The following is a 19915-nucleotide window of genomic DNA, read 5'->3' on the forward strand; positions in this document are numbered from 1 at the left end:
CAAATATCTAACCACCCCATCCTCCCCCCCAGCTTGATTTAGCTGAGGACGTTGAACCAAAACCCCCCTTAGATTTGGTGGTTACGACAGGATTGTCGCCTGGGATTTTAATGAAGTCTGTAGATCTCGTTGAATAGCCGGTACTTGTACCATTGTAATAGCCTGTTTCAGATTTTTGCTCTCTCTCACGATTTAGACGTTCTCTATACATCCTCTCTCTGTGCTTGCGTTCTGAATAATTACCTATCTCAGAAGCGATATAAGCAGTCCCCAGCGAGTTTAATACTGAGCTTGTCCCAGGTACATTTTCTGTTCTCTGGGTTGAGCTTTGGAAAGCTTCTGGCAAGCGAACAGTTTCCAGAGGATGTAAATAACGCTTGCTCATCTCGAACTGGATATTGTCCATATTTGAGTAGGAACCAATGATTTTGCCATCAGCAAAAAACAGCTTACCGTACAGATCACTGTAGCTTGATGTTGAAGTGAATATTGGTTGGTAGAACACGTTACGATATTGCTCAGAAAGATCATACTTGTTGAAATTCTCAGGCGTTACATCAGCCATCATGAAAGCAGCCATCTTTGGTCGATAACCAAGCTTGCCCGGCATCTCTTCACACTCGCCGTACTCAAGTTTACACATTGCTTCTCGCCTGAATTTCTGCGATGTACGATCTGCTTCACGCAATGCTGCCTTGTACGTAGTTTCACATTCAGCCGCGATAGTATTCTGAGGATCGTTTTGGCAAGCGACCAAATCCTTATAGATCCGGATTGATAGTTCGTCCGTCGACTGGCTACAACTTACTATCCAACCAACACTGAGGGCTGCTAACGAAGTGAATGAGAAAGTACGCCAGTATTTACGTTTATTCTCAATGTTGATCCCTTTACTGCGCATTCTGCGCTTTTTATTCTTGCTCGTCATACAACCTCTGAATTAGTAAGTCATACAAGCTGCATTTAGAAGACCAATAGAAATTGAAACGGCTGCCAAAACTACAGCCGCTGGGATTTCATTGTTTTCAATGCGAGATACGATTTTCGGCATCATGAATAAGCGAACCATGAAGAAGCCCGCGATCTGAGCTAACAATGCAACAATGCCCCACATAACGAAATCCGTTACACCTAAAGAGTTACTGGCTGCACTTGCAATTGCGATGGAATAACCAACCAAGGCTCCCCCCAGCGATATTGCAGCCGCGGTGTTTTTTTCTTCCTTGATCAGTTTCCACTCATCTTGTGGAGTCACCATAACGTAGACGAATTTGAATACAATAAAGAAAACGAGTGCCAAGCCAAAACACAATCCAAAGTTGGCCACACCGTCAATAAATTGAGTTAATGCTTGTTCTTCATTTGCGAGTGTAATCATTTATGCCACCACTTTAAAATCTGTCTGATTAAGTTGAATACCGGTGCTTTGTACTAACAATCTGTCTAAGTTGCTGCCTACGATCTTTTCTTCACCAGCAATGAGAAGTTCTTCTGTTCTGTTATTTGAAATCTGACGTGTATAAACCATGATGAACTGGTCAGTTTCAGTTACGTTACCGTTCTTATGGTAGGTTTTCTCAGTCATAGCTACCGGTTTTGTATTACTCCACAACTGAGAGAACCGAGTGCCGTCGAGATCATATTGCCCGTTCGGTGTGACGATGCCATTTTTAATCAGCGCATCCCACTGATTTTGGGAATCGACTGACTTGGTTTCGTAGAAGTACCACAGGCTCACTTCTTTTACGCCATCATCGCTCTCACCTTCTTGAAGCACCTGGAGGTAGCCTTCGTCATCGGTATAGTAGCGAACCAAACGTACATTATCACCAAGGTCAACAACACCAACGGCGCATATAAGTTGAGTTGAAGCCGCATTTTCAATGGTCAGGTCAGACTCGATCAGCCTTAGTATGAGCGGGTCTATCTCAAGTGCACCACCAATACGCAACCCCAATATTTCTGGCACTTTCGAACCAACAGGGACAACTTCCTTGCGGCTAAGTGCCTTATTAAATGCATCAGCGATTTTGGAAAACATGGAAACATCCTTTGAAGAGGAAGACCCTAAGGAGAAGGGTCTTTATCTAACAACCAGAGAATTACTTGCCAAGAATACGAGCAAGTTCGTCTTCTGCAGACGCAGAGCCTGAGGTAATACCCGCCTCTTTAAGCTTTTTGTCCAGATTACTTGAAGTTTCGCTATCGTGAAGCTCTTGCTGAGCCTCGAACTGGACAGCTTTTTCAGCCTGGCGTGCTTTGATACGTTCAAGAGAATCAAGAGCCGTAGATGTTTTAGAAGACGCTCCAATAACAGAATTGTGGGTAGCAGCTTGTGCTTTTTGTACTTGTTCAGTTGCTTTAACAAGGTCCACTTGGTTCTCAAGCTGAGACACTTTTTCTTTAGCTTCTTGTACAGTGCGGCGGAGAGTCGCTTCAGATTTTTTGAAAGATTCAAGCTGTGATTGTTCTGTTTCCAATTCACCACGCAAGTTAGCAACTTTCTGAGCGCATTCTAAAGCAAGCCCGCTGTCACCTTTATTAGCAGCAGAACGAGCATGATTTTCATATTCAGTGATACTGGTTCCGATAGATGAAACTTTTCGCTCTGCCATTTTTCGCTTGGCGATAATACTAATCAGGCTTTCATCAGCACGGCGAATTTCTGTTTTCGCTTCACGAATTTCCTGATCAAGAATGGTCAACGCATTACTATCAGCTACAGCTTCTGCCGCATTGTTTACAGTCCCTTTAATTGCTTTAAAAAGCTTTTTCCATACACTACTCATGATATTTTTACCCTATGTTGTTATTTTAGAAACTCAGAATACGCATCAAGAAGCTCAGCAATGTTAGTGAACAACATAGAAACTTCAATGACAACACTATCCACTTTTGATTCTGAAGATAACGCGCCAAAAGCGGTATAGTAAGATTGACCATCTACAGCAGTAATTCCAACAGAAGTCAGAGGGATCATCTTATGCGTTTCTAAAATGAACTTATTTAAGGCCGCTATATCCGAAACATATTCTTCCGAGAACAGCAAGGCTTCTACTGTAATTTGTTTTCCACAAATGGCTAAATGCGCTTTAACACCATCTTCGTTAGTGATTACGAGACATTCACCTGTTTGCTCTACAGCCCAATTGTTATCAGACTTTTCAAGCGCAGTTATTACTTGATTTAATTCCAAGTTACTTACTCCAATAGTTTGTGCCGTTTTCCAGCCACAACCCGTATTTTACGGCACTAATTTTAACAAATATCGCATCCAGATAAATAGTAGAACACTTAAGTAGTTCAATTCAGTTTTGAGCTATCAGAACTACCGTTAAATAATACCATAGCGCTAACTGGATTGAATTATGCCTATCATAGCATCTATACCCCGTAATTCACCAAAACGTTTTATGCCTCCCACTCTTCTATCAACAACGAGATTAATTGGTTTATTCTCTATGACATCGAAAGCTTAAAAGGCTTATCCATTTAACTGAGTTAGTTAGACAGGGACTTGTTTTATTAGTTCAATAGAGCAGCATCATATTGCTGCCATCCTCACAAACAGGTTAATTTGCCAGCCAAATACCCTATTAGGAACTTATTGGATGATTTAGTTCATACCTTTGCACATGACCTTGAATATCCTCAGTAAAATAGACTTACAGTCACAATAACCATATTATAAATATGTGCTTTTAAGTGAGTGGACACACCATTCAAAACGCAAAAATTGCCTCTTTTATCAGCAAGGTAGAATAAATTATAGAAATCATATCTTTTTATATTACAAAAAATAATAACAGGCACTTTTAGAGCAAAATTTCAATACCTTAATGTAATTAGACTACTAATCAATTTATGAAATGGATAATCATATATATTCTTCTAAACTTAATAATTAAGTCCCGGGGCTTTGTTTGTCATAGAGTAATTATCCTGTCTAATGGAGGGCACTATTATGTACAAACATAAAGTGAGAATAATGACTTTAGCCACTACGGTAACCGCAGCTTTATTTAATGCTGCATGGGCTCATGGTTATATTGATAATCCAGGAAGTCGAGCATTCCTTTGTTCTGCACAGGGAAACAAACAAAATACGGATTGTGGGTTAGTGGAATATGAACCACAATCTCTTGAAGCTAAAAAAGGCTTCCCGCAAGCTGGTCCAGAAGATGGCCATATTGCCAGTGCGGGTATTGGTCACTTTGGTGCATTGGATGTTCAAACAGCTGAGCGATGGAAGAAAATTCCCATTACTACCGGTGATATTGAATTGAAATGGGAAATTATAATTCAACACAAGACTTCAAGTTGGGAATATTTTATTACCAAATTAGACTGGGACCCCAATAAGCCTTTAACCAGAGAGCAATTTAATAGTACACCTTTCTGCTTTGAGGATTACCAGGAAAAAATGCCGGGGAATACAGTTATTAATAAATGTACTTTGCCAGAAGGTTATCAGGGCTACCACGTTATATTAGGTGTCTGGACAGTTGCAGATACGCTTAATGCATTTTACCAAGTGATTGATACGACAATTAACCCTGCCTGATATCCAGTACATGTTATGAATTAATGATTATACCCTATGGATTTCAAGATGCATCGCGACGGCAAGGGAGCGAATCCCCGGGAGCATAGCAAACTATGTAACTGGAGTGAGTGCAGCCAACAAAGAGGCAACTTGAAAGATAACAGGTATACGGGAACAGCGGGATGCTGTTCCTTACATTAGCTTCAAATAATGAAAGTACGCTGTGCCAGCCAGCAGGCCGTAATAAACAGAGTGACGGCAACAATACCCTCAATCATGCGGTGCTGCCACGGTTGCGATATCAGGTTCGATAACCTATGCGAGCTATAAGCCAGACCATAGAACCACATAGACGAGGCTGCTAGTGCGCCAGCTACGAATAAAATTCGATGACTAACGGCATAAGGCGCTGCTGTTGATCCCAGGATGACGATAGTTTCCAGCAGAGCTAAAGGATTTAGGAACGAGAGAACGAGTCCACGTTTCACCATGCCAGAGACATTGGTATTTTGTTGCCCACCAAAGGAAATCACGCCCCCACTCTTTCTCATAGACCGACGCCCTGCCTGAAACGCCAGGAATAGAAGGAATACAACGGTGAATGACATCAAAGCCACCGTTATTTCTCGATTTAACGCAATAATACTTCCAACACCTAAGGCACCGATGGTAATCAAGATTGCATCGCAAGCGACAAACATTGAAGCAAGCAGGACAACACGATCGTTTAACAGACCAACCCGAAGAATTTCTATATTTTGGGGGCCAATTGAAATGACCAGTCCTAAGCACAAAATAAAACCATTAATTAACGCTAACATAATCTTTCCAAAGCATTATTTTGATATCACCCGGTATGTCTAGATCGGGATGCGTACTGAGGTAGGAATCCAATTCCAATATCGACTTACCAATAGCTGTTTTTCCAATTTCGTGTTGTTCGGAAAGAACATCTTGGCGAAAGCAATATTGGCAATGAGATACACACGTGGAAGCAGGTTGTTCATTAACTGGGCTTATTCGTGAACGTCCAAAGTTTTTTTCGATTACCAAATTATTCATAATATTGACCTCCGAAGAAACATCGACCGACACAGTGGCCTACCCCGCGGGGTCTCGCCACAATTCTTTCTAATCATAGGATAATCAATGTCGTTACACTATTAGAAAACCCATTTATGTGATATGGGCATTAATTAATTCTGTTTAGCGGTTTTAATGAACAGACGAGTTTGATGTTTATGTTTTTTGTTTTATAATAAAAAGTATGTTGTAACTAAAAAGGTTACTTATATGAATAAATACTCATCAATTGATGATTTGAATAGTTGCTTTCAAAAACAAGAAAGCAAATTGAAACAATTGAATGAACTCCTTCACCATTATTCTTTACTGGCTGCCCATGTGTTTGTTCTGCCTGACGTGGAAAAAGGCAGTGAACATGATCCAATCACAGAAATAATGGTCAATAAAATGACAGGTAATGACGCATTAGATTTAGGTTTAAGCCATTATTTGAAGCTATTTATCCATCACAATAATCGAAATATCAGCAGTAAAGCAGCTGTTCGCCTTCCCGGTGTGATGTGTTTTTCTGTAAATCAATTGCAATATCACTCTGCTTTATCGTTGATTGAAGAAATTAATAAGCTAAAAGCCGAACTTGAGCATATCGTAACCATTCAATCAGGTGTGAATAAAGAGCAGAGGTTTGAGTTTGTTCATAATCAGTTACATGGGTTGATTACACTAAACGCTTACAGAACCATCACTCCCCTGCTTAATCCTGATTCCGTTCGTTTTGGTTGGGCGAATAAAAACATCATTAATAAAGTCACAAAAGATCAAATTCTGCAACGCTTAGAGAAAAGCTATCACTCTGGGCGCGCAGTTTCCCCTTATTCTCGAGAACAATGGGCAGAATTAGTTGCCAGAGAAATCGCCGACATAAAAAAATTGCCCGACAATGTGGCCTTAAAAATAAAACGTCCAGTAAAAGTGCAACCTATTGCACGAGTCTGGTATACCGATCAACAAAAGCAAGTGCAATATGCCTGTCCTCTGCCAATAATTGCGTTTTATATTAACTATGGTGATAACAAACCAAAGATAGGTGAACTTAGTGATTACAATGCTAATACAATAGTGCATCGCCATAAACCCAAAGCCAAACCACTGGAACTGATTATTCCCAGATTGCATTTATATCGTGAAATTTAAGCCAACGATAATTGCAGGGCAAATAAATTGCCCTGGAAGTTAACTCACAAATATACCCTTCATTTTAATCCAAAGGACATACCCGAATAATATGACCATCAGGATCTTCTGCAAGGAAAGTACGACCAAAAACTTCAGTGTAAGGTTCCTGTACAATCTTGATGTCGGGGTTCTTCTTCCATTCCGCAAAGAGGCGATCTACATCTTCGCCGGATGGCAACATAATACCGATCTCAGAGAACCGTGGAACAGCAACATCTGGCTTGGTTCCCCCCGACCAAATAGCAAACAATGCTTCACCGCCAGCAGAAAATGCCACATAGCGGGGACTTGAAAACACCGGTTCAGAATTGAAAAGTGTCTGGTAAAAGGCTGTCGAACGTTCAATATCAGATACGTAGACAAGTTGAAGGTTAGGTTTAGAGGATATTATCATTATGTAATTCTCATGTAAGTTTGACTATAAGCATCCAACTATTGGGGTACAGTTCAATTAAGCGAGGGTTTAAATCGACTCTTATTAACGTAAGCTTCGATTAATATTCCAGTATTCGAGTGTATGGGGTGCGCTAATGCCAAAGATATCGCAAATTTTTATTATCATATAATCAAAATCATTTTTGCTACCAACAAAGACATCAGGGAACTCTTTTAGGATTTTATTTGTTTTATCAAACTCCATTTCTGTTGCTTCTGCTTTAAAAAACATTTGCTTATAAGATGGCTCAATAATATTAATTTGATCCTTGCTCAAAACAAAATAGTGCTCTTTAGATGGGTTGACTTTTTCATAATATTTATCATCAACATATTTCAATACTTCGTCGGAGCATTCTCCACAATACCCCTTTCTACTTTCGAGGAGTATTTTCCGCTCATATGGGTTTTGCTGGTAATAATCAAACCCGAACATTTCATTGTTTTTTATGATGATATCATTTAATCGAGCCTCTACTTTATTGTTCAGCATACCTCCTGTTTCATTATCGCTTCCATAGAGGGAATGAACGTCTACTCTCCGGGGAAGTGAATCTTCACTGCTACTGATTTTGGCTGAGATATATTGATGATTCGATACTGGCCCTAACATGTAGTTTGTCCTTTTTGGATTCAAAAAATAATCGGTGGATTATAATTCACAATCTAAATTCAGTATAGTGAATGCCGCCCGCCGTAAAGAGAGTTTACGGTGGATTTGCTAAAAAGGCGTATGAGTTTTTCAAAATAACGTATTGAGTCCAAAGCCCTCCCTATGCCGGGAATACTAAACTACTACATCAGCTCCTTCATTTCAAGGAATAACTGTATATATATACAGTTATTGTGATTTATCCTAAAATCACTTGTTATTTGACCAAATCAAGTCATTTGTCTATTATAAAATAGACAAATGACTAACGAGGTGCTTATGCAAGTTTTTACACCAAGCCATAAAGTCCAAAATCCTCCCCCACTTTGGCGAACCCTGGGCTTCCCTTCAAGCAGCGGACCACATTTGAATGCAGTATTAAACGAAGGGTTACCAGTAACGATAGTTGAGAAAATACAAAATTGGTCCACATTCGGTAAAGGAGATATCCTGCGGATTGCTGGTATTCAAGTCCGCAGTTATTCAAGACGCTGTTCAGGTAAAGGTAAATTCACGGCTGATGAAAGTCAGCGAATTGCCCGATTCGTTCGTGTAATGGATCACGTTGTAGATCTGTTTAACGGTGACAAAGATAAAGCAACTCAATGGATGAAGCGCCCGATTCGAGGTCTGGGATACGTCACGCCTGAGTCAATGCTCGATACAGAAAGTGGCGCACTAGATGTCATGAATCTCATCGGTAGAATTGAGCACGGGATTGTATCGTGATCCTATACCGACTTACCCGTTCAAAATATGTCGAATCAGCATGGAGCGGTACTGGAGGAAAACTGTATGGTGGCCGCTGGCACAATATAGGAAGACCAGCGGTCTATGTCGCCACTTCTATTTCTCTTGCTGTGCTGGAAGTACTTGTCCATGCAGGAGACGATGAGCTTCTCGCTGATTTTTCGCTGCTAAGTATCGATATCCCTGAAAGTCAAATTGATATTTTAAACATCGATACGTTACCGCCTGACTGGAATGATCCCATACCTCCCGCCTGCACAATGGAAATAGGCAGTGAATGGTTCGAAGTTAGTCAATCCATTGGTCTGATGGTTCCCTCTGCCATTGTCCCCTACGAAAATAACGTTATGTTGAATCCTATGGCGAAAGATTTTCATAAGTATATCAATACAGTTAAAAACCTTGATTTCGGCATTGATTCCCGATTAGTAAAGACAAAAAAATAATCTGAGATGAGATTGTAAAACAAAAAACCGGAGCACCTGTCTCCGGTTATATTGCTTAATGCTTTGAGGTGACCTGCGACATTTCGTCCTGCTCGCCATATAAAACGATCCCGGACGTGTCGATTTGATTTTCCAACTGACGCAGGTCATAAGCGCTCTGGAGACGCAGCCAAAACTCAGGTGTACTTCCCAGCGCGGCGGCAATACGAATTGCCAGTGATGGAGTTAACGCGGTTTTACCGGCAAGAAAACGCGATACCGTAGCGGGTGTTACTCCAATATTGAGTGCAAAGCGACGACCACTAACACCCATGTCCTCTAAATCTCTAGCTATAATCTCTCCGGGATGGGAAATTTTAAACTGTCTCATTAGTGATAATCCTCATAATTCAAAATGTAAGCATCACCGTTAATGAACTGAAAAGTAATGCGCCAGTTAGCCCGGACAGTAATAGACCAGTAACCTTCGCGATCGCCTTTCAACGGGTGAAGTTTATAGATTTGACGGTTTAACTCACCTATTTCATTTGCCGTATCAATAGCCTGTAAACGTTGGCAATAGATTTTTACAATGGCTAAAGCGGAGAAAAGTTGGCAGTTATCGCAGTAAAACAAAAAACCGGAGCACTCGTCTCCGGTTAGTTTTTCACGGTTAAAGCAGCAATTATTTCAAGCTGCCAACCATATCTTCAGGACGAACCCACTCGTCAAACTCAACTTCTGTCAGATAACCCAGTTTCATTGCTGATTGTTTCAGTGTCAGCCCTTCTTTATGCGCTTTCTTGGCAATTTCGGCGGCTTTGTCATAACCAATATGCGTATTCAGCGCTGTTACCAGCATCAAAGATTCGTTCAACAATTGGGTGATACGATCACGGTTAGGCTCGATACCGACAGCGCAATGCTCATTGAAGCTACGCATACCATCAGCCAGTAAGCGAATAGATTGCAGGAAATTATCAATAACCATTGGGCGGAACACGTTCAGTTCAAAGTTGCCAGATGCTCCACCAATATTGATAGCAACATCATTACCCATCACTTGAGCACAAAGCATCGTGACCGCTTCGCATTGAGTCGGGTTAACTTTACCTGGCATGATTGAGCTGCCTGGTTCGTTTTCAGGAATTGAAATTTCACCAATACCACAGCGTGGACCAGAAGCCAGCCAGCGAACGTCGTTGGCAATCTTCATCATTGAAGCCGCCAGACCTTTCAGTGCACCGTGTGAATGAACCAGGGCATCACAGGTAGCCAGAGCTTCAAACTTATTTGGTGCAGTGACAAACGGATGGCTGGTTAATTCAGCCAGCTTCTTAGCAACGCGAACGGCATACTCAGGATGCGTATTCAAACCTGTACCTACCGCTGTACCACCTAGTGCCAATTCACAAACATGAGGAATGCTGTCTTCAATGTGTTTCAGGTTATGAGTCAGCATAGCTGCCCAGCCGGAAATTTCCTGACCAAGTGTTAGTGGCGTCGCATCTTGCAAGTGAGTACGCCCAATTTTGACGATATCCTTGTAAGCTTCAGCTTTATCAGTCAGTGTTTTTTGTAATACTTTCAGCTCAGGAATAAGGTGTTCACGCAGCGCGATAACGGCAGCAACATGCATCGCGGTTGGGAAAACGTCGTTAGAACTCTGGCTCTTATTGACATCATCGTTAGGATGGATCAGACGTTCGCTACCCCTTACCCCGCCAAGAATCTCGCTACCACGGTTCGCCAACACTTCGTTCATATTCATGTTACTTTGTGTTCCGGAACCGGTCTGCCAGATAGCAAGCGGAAATTCTGTTGGATGTTTACCTTCCAGCACTTCTTTTGCGGCAGCAATAATTGCTTCACCCCGCTCTTTCGGCAGAAGACCCAAATCCATATTTACACTGGCCGCAGCCTGTTTGGTTAATGCCAGAGCGTGGATCAATGCAACCGGCATTTTCTCCTGCGAAATGCGAAAATGCTCCAGCGAGCGTTGAGTTTGCGCTCCCCATAATTGGTCAGCAGGTACTTCGATAGGCCCCATTGAGTCTTTTTCAATGCGAGTGGCTGCCATTACTATCTCTCCTTAACACACAGAATAATCGAATATGCCTATACCCGTCATCTTTCAAGTTGCTTCTTTGTTGGCTGCACTCACTCACCCCGGTCACATAGTTATCTATGCTCCCGGGGATTCGCTCCCTTGCCGCCGCGTTGCAAATTGAAATCTATTGGGTATAACATTCTGTTATCATGCCATATATTAGTTCCTGATTATGCCGACCAAGTCGTGTTTATCGTATTGTAGTCGCAAGGAAATAGATTGATTTTTTTAAAAAGAGAGTAACAGCCATGTTTAAGATGATAAATCAGATCCAGCACTATTCATGGGGAAGCCAAACTGCCCTGACTGATATTTATGGTGTTGAAAATCCAGATAATCTGCCAATGGCTGAATTGTGGATGGGCGCTCATCCTAAAAGCAGTTCAATTGTCGTCAATCCTGAAACGGGGAAACCGGTTGCCCTAAATGAATTAATAGCCTGTGATCCGGAAAAATATCTGGGGAAAGAGGTTGCAGGTAAATTTCACCGTTTACCTTTCTTATTTAAAATTTTGTGTGCGGCTCAACCGCTCTCTATTCAGGTTCATCCCGATAAAAAATCCGCAGAAGAGGGTTTTATTAAAGAGAATGCCGCGGGTATTCCACTGGATTCAGCGGAAAGAAATTACAAAGATGATAACCATAAGCCCGAGTTGGTTTATGCCCTGACCTCTTTCCGGGCAATCAATGGATTTCGGCCATTAAACGAAATCGTACAATTACTGGAGTTTGTGACTGCGGCACATCCCAGGATTCGATTTTTTATCCAAAAACCGGATGAACAGAATCTTGCTTTTTTATTTTGCCAATTACTCAATATGAGCGGCAAACAAAAACAACTGGCTCTTGGTGTATTAAAATCAGCATTAAACAGCCGCATCGGAGAACCCTGGGATACCATTAAAAAAATGGCAGAGTTTTATCCTGACGACAATGGTCTGTTTACCCCGCTTTTATTAAACGTTATTGAACTTGAACCAGGCCAGGCAATGTTTTTATGTGCCCGTACGCCTCACGCTTATCTGGAAGGCGTTGCGCTTGAAGTCATGGCAAACTCAGATAATGTTCTGCGGGCTGGTTTAACCAATAAACATATGGATATTCCTGAGTTAATGGCAAATCTTGATTTTGTATCAAAACCAGTAAACACATTATTAACCCTGCCAAAACAGCAAAAAACAGCGCAAAACTACCCTGTTCCCATCAATGATTTTGCATTTTCCATTTATCCTCTATCACAGCAGCCAATTACTCTTGAGAACAATTCAGCATCGATTGTTTTTTGTATTGAAGGTCAAACAGTTATACAATCTGGCGAACACCAATTAAGGATTTCCCCGGGTGAATCAGCATTTATATCTGCTGCCGAGAAGATTGTGATTATTCACGGTTATGGTTTGACTGCCCGGATTTTTAATCAATAATCGCTAATCCGGGTTTAAAACTTATTCACAGGCTGTTAACTGCGACTTAAATTTCAAGCTATGTTAACAGCCATTTTTATACTAGAAGAGTACATATTTATTTGCAAATTATGTACTAAAAGGATGGATTTCCATTATGAAAAAATCGTTAGTGGCAGTAGGCGTTATTGTTGCCTTGGGTGCAATCTGGACCGGAGCTTCATGGTATACCGGTAAACAAATCGAGCAACATATTGGCCAAGCCGTTGCCCACGCAAATGCGGAACTGGAAAAAGCATTTCCTGAAACCGGTCTGGTATTACAGAGTAAAGATTTCCATCGTGGCGTATTTAGTTCTGATGTACGTCTTGTCCTGACGGTTAAAGCAGGTATTAAAAACGCAGAAATCAAGCCAGGTGATGGGATTGAAATTAAATCTGTGATTGATCATGGCCCTTTCCCGCTGGCACAAATAAAGAAATTTGTCCTTATTCCTAGCATAGCTTCCGTTCATTCCAAATTGGAAAATAATGAAGCTCTAAAACCATTATTTGAAGTCACGAAAGGAAAACCCCTGTTCACGGTTGATTCTCGTGTCAGCTATAGTGGCTCTGTTATTTCTGATGTTGATATCATCCCCGTCGATTTTGCAAAAGATGGCGTTAAATTCAATTTTTCTGGCGCCAAACTGACTTCAGATCTCAGCCGCGAGCTGAAAGATATCTCACTGACAATAAAGAGTGATCAACTGACTATCAACAAAAATGATGAAAACTTCGTTGTTAAAGGTGTTGATTTAAACCTGTCCAATAAAAAGGGCAAATTTGATATCTATGTGGGTGATCAAAACATCAACATTCAGGAAATCAGTCTGAAAGATATCGGTAACCAAGATATCGTTCTCTCTGGCCTGAAAATGGGTTCAAATATCAGTGAAGACGAAACGAATCTGAAAGGGAAAATTACGTATAGTTTAGATGGCTTCAAACTAAAAAATATTGATTTCGGTTCAGGGACATTTGCTATTACAGCGGATCGTCTGGATGGTGAATCCGTGCGTAAATTTACCCAAGCATATAATGATGCCTCAGTCAAATCTCTCACTTCTGACTATCGCTCTCCCGATGCTGTAAACGCAGAGATTATTGACGCTGTTTTTTCTAATCTGCCTATCCTGTTGAAAAATAATCCACAATTTGGTATCGAGCCATTAACCTGGAAAAATACCAAAGGCGAAAGCACCATTAATTACAAAGTGAATCTGAAGAACTTACCGAAAGATAAAAGTAGCTTATCTTCAATGACAACAGAGGAAGCTATCCGCACTTTGATTCAGGATATGTCTCTGAATGTGACATTGCCAAAACCCATGTTGCTTGAATTCGCCACTCAAGCATCGTTGGTTAATGGTATGGATAAAGACAGAGCTGAAGAAAACGCAGAGCAACAGGTAAAACAATTCGAGCAGTTAGGGAAATTGTTTAGAATCACCACTGTTGATAATAACGCGATTAGCATTAAGTTTAATTATGCAGACGGTAATGTAGAAATGAACGGTGAGAAAATGTCCTTACCTAAATTCATGTCTGAGTATGGTTTATCCGAACCTTCTGATAATGACGAAGCACCAGAGCAAACAATGCCAGAGGATGACACCCACAACAGTGGAAATATACCGGCAGAAGGCACGGCGCAGCCTAAACAATAAACAACCATAAACTCTTATGCTAAAATGCCAGTCACGAATTTGACTGGCTTTTTTATATAAAAAAGGACCCGGAATATGATTGATATACAGCTTCCATTAACAGATTTACACCGCCATCTTGACGGCAATATCCGGCCAACAACCATTTTAGATCTTGCCCGCCAGCATAATATTCAACTTCCAGCTAATAACCTGGAATTACTCCTTCCTCATGTGCAGGTTATTGAGAATGAACCCGATCTCGTTAGTTTTTTGCAAAAACTGGATTGGGGTGTAGCAGTACTGGCTGATTTAGATGCCTGCCGTCGTGTTGCTATTGAGAATGTTGAAGATGCTGTAAATGCTGGCCTGGATTATGCAGAATTGCGTTTTTCCCCTTATTACATGGCAATGAAACATCAATTACCCATTGAAGGGGTTGTTGAAGCCGTTATTGATGGTATCCATTCTGCCCGCCAAAATAACGACATCGATATTCGCCTGATTGGTATTCTAAGCAGAACTTTTGGTGAAAAAGCCTGCTCTCAGGAATTGGCGGGCTTGCTAGCTCACCACCAGCATATTACTGCACTGGATCTGGCGGGTGATGAATTAAGTTTCCCAGGTCATCTTTTCCAATCTCATTTTATTAAAGCTCGTGATACCGGCTGGCAAATCACTGTCCATGCCGGTGAAGCGGCTGGCGCTGAAAGTATTTGGCAAGCTATTCGTGAATTAGGCGCGACTCGTATTGGTCACGGTGTAAAAGCGATTACTGATCCCGCCCTCATCGATTATTTAGTTGAAAATCGTATCGGTATTGAAACCTGTTTAACCTCAAACCTTCAAACCAGCACCGTTAATTCTTTATTGGACCATCCACTAAAAAGATTCTTGGAAAAAGGCGTTCTTGCTTCCATTAACACAGACGATCCAGCAGTTGAAGGTATCGAAATTCGCTATGAATATGAAGTTGCCGCCCCTGCTGCGGGTTTATCCGCCGCCCAAATCCGTCAGGCGCAAATAAATGGGCTGGAAACCGCTTTTATCGGTGATGCAGAAAAACAAGCATTACGGGAGAAAGTAGCAAACCGTTAAATTCAGATAGCAGTCAGGAATGGGTTTCCCATTCCTGATTATGATTATACCCAATAGATTTCAAGTTGCAGTGCGGCGGCAAGTGAACGCAGCCAACAAAGCAGCAACTTGAAGGATGAAGGATATATTTATTGGGAAGTTAATCCTCATCTTCCATTGGTAAAACCGCTTTGGGTAAAGCACTAAAAGTTCCCCAATAGAAAGCAATTAAAGATATCACTGCTACTGCAACGATATCCCAAGGCGCAGGAATAATGCCTTTACCGCCAAATGTGCCTAAATAGGACAAAATGACCATCTCACTGTAAAAACCGATCAACCACAAGGAAGAAGTTATCTGTTGGCGCAAACTCACTTTGTCTACGGGAACTTTATTTTTGCATAACAAATAGATAAAGAATAAAACAATCTGTAACCCAAGTAACCAAGAAACCGTTTCCCAACCAGACCAATAAACAATGAAAGCGGAAATAATAAAAGAGAGCGGGCCAACGATTGCAAACCATTTAACATAAAAGGGACGTTTTATATCTTTGGCATTTCGGCGTAAAGCAGAAACAGTGACTGGCGCCAACGCATAACTCAGAATTAATGCCGCGGAAACAACACTGATGAGTTTTTCCCATGACGGAAAAGGTAATGTCCAAAAAATAGCAAGAATAAATGTCAACCAAAGTGCAGGACGAGGTATTCCCGATTTTTCATCAATACGGGTAAACACATTAAACAACGTCCCACTTTTTGCCCAACCATAAATAACACGAGGAGTCGCATTCATATAAATATTCCCAGTGCCGCTTGGTGAGATAACCGCATCACATACCACCAAAAAAGCAAGCCATCCGGCACCAAGTATTAACGCTATATCCCGAAACGGCAGTGAGAAATATTGTCCAATTTCTTTCCAGCCACCAAAGAGTAACTCTGGAGGTATCCCGCCAAGAAAAGCGAATTGCAATAAAACATAAATAACCGTCGACAGTAAAATAGACAAAATAAGGGCAACCGGGATTGTCTTTTGGGGTTTTTCCACTTCACCGGCGACAGAAATAATTGGCGTAAGGCCAAGATAGGCAAAGATAATGCCACCAGCTGAAACCGCAGCTTGAATACCAGATACCCCATAAGGAGAAAATCCGTGAACTTGCAGATTACCTGGATTGAAATAATTAAAAAGGATAATAATAACCAGCAGCGGAACAGCGAATTTGAAGACACTAATAATATTGTTGGCTTTCGCAAAGGTTTTCACGCTGTTGTAATTAAGGTAAAAGAAAAATGCCAATAAAATAAATTGAACCAGCCAACCTGCCAGAGTCGGATCACCGGAACCAGACTGACTAAGAAATGGGAACCACGCAGCCGCATATTGTCGAGCAGCGACAACTTCGATAGCGATAAGACTGGAAAACGCAATTAAGGTGATAGACCCCATTAAATACCCCATGAGCTCACCATGAGAAAACACCGGGTAACGGATAATACCCCCGGATTTCGGTAATGCCGCCCCCAGTTCGCAATAAACAAGGCCAAGTAAGAATACAGCAACACCGCCAATTACCCAGGAAAAAATACCGGCTGGCCCTGCAATAACAGACACATGACTGACTGCAAATAACCAGCCAGAACCAAAAATAGCCCCTAATCCAATAAAGGTTAAATCTGTGAGTGTTAACTGTTTTTTAAACTTTCCCTGCCCTGAATTAGATTTTGGCAGTGAAGCGGCTTCGAATGAGACCATAATTATTCGCCCTTTTCTGTTTTTTATTTGATATACACCAAAGTTAAGGTAACTTCGCAATGGCGCAATAATGAGCTTCAAGATAGTAATTAAGTAATATGGTAATTAAGTAATGCCGATTTATAATGCTTTCCTACTCATCTCCCCATTAATTAATCGAAGAATATTTAACGGATTGCAGTTTTGCAAAGCGGGGGGAAGTAAGAATTCAGGATAGTTTTGGAAACATATCGGACGCAGAAAACGCCATATAGCCAGTGTACCAACTGAAGACCCTCTCGCATCTGAAGTCGCCGGGTAAGGCCCGCCATGAACCATAGCATCACCGACTTCAACCCCTGTTGGGTAACCGTTGACAATTACCCTGCCTGCGATGTCCTGTAATCTTCGACTAAGCTCGTGCGCATTAGCTAATTCATCGTGTTCACCAATCAAGGTCGCGGTAAGCTGCCCCGGCAAACAGTCAATTGCGTGTAAGAGCTGATGTTGGTTTACGGCCTCAATTACAATAGCAACTGGACCAAAAACCTCTGCTTGCAACAAGGCATTTTTATTCAACAACAAAGCAATATCTGCATGATACAGCATCGCACTTGCCTGATTTTCATGATGTTCACCAACAGCTAACTGTGTCATTAAGGGTTCATTATCCAGTTGAAGAATCCCTCTTTGGTAACTCAGTAATGTGCCTCGGTTTAACATTGACTGTGCCGGACGAAGAGTGATTTCCAGCGCTAATTGGGCTATAAACTGAGTAAATTCTGGTGAACGAATCCCCAGGATCATTCCCGGTTTAGTACAAAACTGGCCGCAACCGAGCGTGAATGAATTTGCCAGTTCTTGAGCGATCTGTTTTCCCCGCTGTGTTAAAGCATTTGGCAGCACAATGACCGGATTGATACTCGACATTTCAGCAAAAAATGGAATAGGTTGTGGTCGCTGCATGGCCATATCAAATAACGCCCGTCCACCAGCCAGTGAACCAGTAAAACCAACGGCCTGAATAATCGGGTGTTTGACAAGAGAGGCTCCCACGTTATTGCCATAAATCATATTGAACACACCTGAAGGCATTTGCGTGGCAATAATAGCGCGTTCAATGGCTTCTGCGATGACTTCGGCAGTAGCCATATGGCCACTATGTGCTTTAAAAACAACAGAGCAACCCGCTGCTAATGCTGACGCCGTATCACCCCCCGCGGTTGAAAAAGCCAAAGGGAAATTACTAGCGCCGAAAACCGCAACAGGACCAAGGGGAATATGACATTGGCGAATATCCACTCTGGCGAGTGGCTTTCTCTCAGGTTGCGCCGTATCAATGCGGGCAGCATGAACATCACCACGGCGTAACAGCGTAGCAAATAGCCTCATTTGCCCGCTTGTTCTCGACTGTTCGCCCTGAAGTCGAGCGGGTGGCAGGGCTGTTTCTCCTGATACAAGGGCAATGAAGTCATCGCCGAGAGCATCAATTTCATCCGCAATTTTATCTAAAAAAGCGGCACGTTCTTCTAACGATGTTTGGCTATAACATGTAAAGGCATTGGCTGCCGCTTGAGCGGCGAGATTAACCTCATGTACTGTAGCCTGATAAAACGCATAACCCATTGGTAAGTTATCCACCGCCCGCTGGCTGTGTAAACAACGATCTCCTTCTGCTTGCCTTCGACCACCAATAAATTGCATACCTGAATGTGTTACTAACATAGCGATTTCTCCAAAGGTATAGGAAATGTAGGCACGACAGACCAAAATGGCATTCAGAGGCCCACATCAGGTAACAAAGGACGATTCGCCAGGGCTTTTTCTACAATAGCGCGGACTTCAGCCAATATTTCCCCTTCTAGTGGTAAACGTGGCGGACGGGTAATGGCACTACCACGACCAACCATTTCTTCACACAGCTTGATGCATTGCACCAAATCAGGACGAAAATCCAGATGCAGCAAAGGCATAAACCAGCGATATAACTCCCGAGCTTCTTCATAACGCTGCTGTTTAGCCAGGCGGAATAAAGTCTCTCCTTCCCGCGGAAAGGCATTCGACATGCCTGAAATCCAACCTTCTGCGCCCACAGCTACCGACTCTAAAACTACGTCATCCAATCCCGCAAACAGAATAAAGCGATCACCGGTTTCATTGGGAATATCACTAAAAGGACGTGTATTACCTGATGAATCTTTAAACGCAACGATATTTTCACAATCGGCCAGAGACATCAGCATTTTCGGCGTAATGTCATTTTTATACAGCAGTGGATTGTTATATAGCATGATGGGCAAATCGGTAGAGGCAGCAATTGTACGGAAATACGCCCTATTTTCTTTTGGTGTTGGCGTATAAATCAGGGGTGGCATGATCATCACCCCACTTGCACCTGCCTGGCGGCATTCAGAAACCATTTTGCACGCGTTATCGGTTGTCAGTTCCGCAATACCCGAAAGGACGGGAACTTTCCCACCAGCAACATCCACCGCAAGCTCAATGACAGCACGCTTTTCCTCCATGGACAAAGAGGTATTTTCCCCTACGGAGCCATTGACGACTAAACCAGAAACCCCGTCTTTAATCAGGTTCATCATTACCTTATGAGTCGCGTCTAAATTAATGGAAAAATCGGGGTTAAATTGTGTCGTTACTGCCGGAAAAACCCCCTGCCAGTTAACTTTCTTTTTGCTCATAACCCTATCCTTTGATTGCCATTGATTTATTTGATTGATATTCAAAATATGCGTTGTTTTTATTTTGTAAACAAAATGTGACTTATTAGTTTTATATCCTATGCCACAGAGAAGCTTGTTACTTTTCG

20 protein-coding genes and 1 pseudogene are annotated in these 19915 nt (G+C 41.9%); 7 read left to right on the forward strand and 14 right to left on the reverse strand.

Annotated features, from left to right (window positions below; translation table 11 throughout):
• Positions 1–7 precede the first annotated feature (7 nt).
• From BO26_RS00150 to BO26_RS00170, 5 genes are all read right to left on the reverse strand, one after another.
• Positions 8–928, reverse strand: a complete 921-nt coding sequence (locus BO26_RS00150; protein WP_036768009.1) for a DUF1190 domain-containing protein — start codon at positions 926–928, stop codon at positions 8–10.
• A 12-nt stretch (positions 929–940) separates the two neighbouring features.
• Complete coding sequence (locus tag BO26_RS00155; protein WP_036768010.1) at positions 941–1378, reverse strand: DUF350 domain-containing protein; 438 nt, start codon at positions 1376–1378, stop codon at positions 941–943.
• Entirely contained in the window at positions 1379–2041 is a 663-nt protein-coding gene (locus tag BO26_RS00160) for a YjfK family protein (RefSeq protein WP_081861808.1), read from the reverse strand.
• Positions 2042–2102: 61 nt separating this feature from the next.
• Positions 2103–2789 carry a PspA/IM30 family protein gene (locus tag BO26_RS00165; protein ID WP_036768011.1) on the reverse strand — a complete coding sequence of 229 codons (687 nt, stop codon included), beginning with the start codon at positions 2787–2789 and terminating at the stop codon, positions 2103–2105.
• 20 nt (positions 2790–2809) lie between these two features.
• Complete coding sequence (locus tag BO26_RS00170; protein ID WP_036768012.1) at positions 2810–3196, reverse strand: DUF2170 family protein; 387 nt, start codon at positions 3194–3196, stop codon at positions 2810–2812.
• 768 nt (positions 3197–3964) lie between these two features.
• On the opposite strand from BO26_RS00170, the gene BO26_RS00175 reads away from it, so the two are divergent.
• Complete coding sequence (locus BO26_RS00175) at positions 3965–4564, forward strand: lytic polysaccharide monooxygenase (RefSeq protein WP_036768013.1); 600 nt, start codon at positions 3965–3967, stop codon at positions 4562–4564.
• 185 nt (positions 4565–4749) lie between these two features.
• Here the strand turns inward: BO26_RS00175 and BO26_RS00180 are convergent, their stop codons facing one another.
• Positions 4750–5340: a LysE/ArgO family amino acid transporter gene (locus tag BO26_RS00180; protein ID WP_236637220.1), complete on the reverse strand. Its 591-nt coding sequence runs from the start codon at positions 5338–5340 to the stop codon at positions 4750–4752.
• A gap of 499 nt (positions 5341–5839) precedes the next feature.
• Here BO26_RS00180 and tus point away from each other — a divergent pair, with 499 nt between their 5' ends.
• Positions 5840–6766, forward strand: a complete 927-nt coding sequence (gene tus, locus BO26_RS00190; RefSeq protein WP_036768016.1) for a DNA replication terminus site-binding protein — start codon at positions 5840–5842, stop codon at positions 6764–6766.
• Between the two features lie 64 nt (positions 6767–6830).
• Here the strand turns inward: tus and BO26_RS00195 are convergent, their stop codons facing one another.
• Positions 6831–7202, reverse strand: coding sequence for a VOC family protein (locus BO26_RS00195; protein ID WP_036768017.1), 372 nt, complete (start codon positions 7200–7202; stop codon positions 6831–6833).
• Between the two features lie 84 nt (positions 7203–7286).
• Positions 7287–7856, reverse strand: coding sequence for a hypothetical protein (locus BO26_RS00200; protein ID WP_036768018.1), 570 nt, complete (start codon positions 7854–7856; stop codon positions 7287–7289).
• Between the two features lie 318 nt (positions 7857–8174).
• Between BO26_RS00200 and parS the strand changes: the two genes are divergently transcribed.
• Together parS and BO26_RS00210 are read left to right on the forward strand one after the other, a co-directional pair.
• Positions 8175–8624, forward strand: a complete 450-nt coding sequence (gene parS, locus BO26_RS00205) for a type II RES/Xre toxin-antitoxin system antitoxin (RefSeq protein ID WP_036768019.1) — start codon at positions 8175–8177, stop codon at positions 8622–8624.
• Positions 8621–9091, forward strand: coding sequence for an RES family NAD+ phosphorylase (locus BO26_RS00210; RefSeq protein WP_036768020.1), 471 nt, complete (start codon positions 8621–8623; stop codon positions 9089–9091). Before parS ends, BO26_RS00210 begins: the two co-directional genes overlap by 4 nt.
• Positions 9092–9146: 55 nt before the next feature.
• On the opposite strand, the gene BO26_RS00215 is transcribed toward BO26_RS00210, so the two are convergent.
• The 3 genes and pseudogenes from BO26_RS00215 to fumC all read right to left on the reverse strand — a co-directional run bounded on the left by BO26_RS00215 (position 9147) and on the right by fumC (position 11150).
• The gene (locus tag BO26_RS00215; protein ID WP_036768021.1) at positions 9147–9461 is read right to left on the reverse strand and encodes a HigA family addiction module antitoxin; all 315 of its coding nucleotides are present in this window, start codon (positions 9459–9461) and stop codon (positions 9147–9149) included.
• Positions 9461–9661, reverse strand: a pseudogene (higB, locus tag BO26_RS00220) (type II toxin-antitoxin system toxin endoribonuclease HigB); the annotation flags it as partial. The pseudogene higB and the gene BO26_RS00215, both read right to left, overlap by 1 nt.
• A gap of 94 nt (positions 9662–9755) precedes the next feature.
• The gene (fumC, locus tag BO26_RS00225; protein WP_036768023.1) at positions 9756–11150 is read right to left on the reverse strand and encodes a class II fumarate hydratase; all 1395 of its coding nucleotides are present in this window, start codon (positions 11148–11150) and stop codon (positions 9756–9758) included.
• A 278-nt stretch (positions 11151–11428) separates the two neighbouring features.
• Here fumC and manA point away from each other — a divergent pair, with 278 nt between their 5' ends.
• From manA to add, 3 genes are all read left to right on the forward strand, one after another.
• Positions 11429–12604, forward strand: coding sequence for a mannose-6-phosphate isomerase (manA, locus tag BO26_RS00230; protein WP_036768024.1), 1176 nt, complete (start codon positions 11429–11431; stop codon positions 12602–12604).
• Positions 12605–12740: 136 nt separating this feature from the next.
• Positions 12741–14291 carry a YdgA family protein gene (locus BO26_RS00235; protein WP_036768025.1) on the forward strand — a complete coding sequence of 517 codons (1551 nt, stop codon included), beginning with the start codon at positions 12741–12743 and terminating at the stop codon, positions 14289–14291.
• Between the two features lie 75 nt (positions 14292–14366).
• The gene (gene add / locus BO26_RS00240) at positions 14367–15368 is read left to right on the forward strand and encodes an adenosine deaminase (RefSeq protein ID WP_036768026.1); all 1002 of its coding nucleotides are present in this window, start codon (positions 14367–14369) and stop codon (positions 15366–15368) included.
• Between the two features lie 139 nt (positions 15369–15507).
• On the opposite strand, the gene BO26_RS00245 is transcribed toward add, so the two are convergent.
• From BO26_RS00245 to BO26_RS00255, 3 genes are all read right to left on the reverse strand, one after another.
• Positions 15508–17109: an APC family permease gene (locus tag BO26_RS00245; RefSeq protein WP_051690813.1), complete on the reverse strand. Its 1602-nt coding sequence runs from the start codon at positions 17107–17109 to the stop codon at positions 15508–15510.
• 120 nt (positions 17110–17229) lie between these two features.
• On the reverse strand, positions 17230–18813 hold the full coding sequence (locus tag BO26_RS00250; RefSeq protein WP_036768027.1) for an aldehyde dehydrogenase (NADP(+)): 1584 nt from the start codon (positions 18811–18813) through the stop codon (positions 17230–17232).
• A 53-nt stretch (positions 18814–18866) separates the two neighbouring features.
• Positions 18867–19787: a dihydrodipicolinate synthase family protein gene (locus BO26_RS00255; protein WP_036768029.1), complete on the reverse strand. Its 921-nt coding sequence runs from the start codon at positions 19785–19787 to the stop codon at positions 18867–18869.
• Positions 19788–19915: the final 128 nt, after the last annotated feature.

This window comes from Photorhabdus australis DSM 17609 (assembly GCF_000711895.1).
Classification (GTDB): domain Bacteria; phylum Pseudomonadota; class Gammaproteobacteria; order Enterobacterales; family Enterobacteriaceae; genus Photorhabdus; species Photorhabdus australis.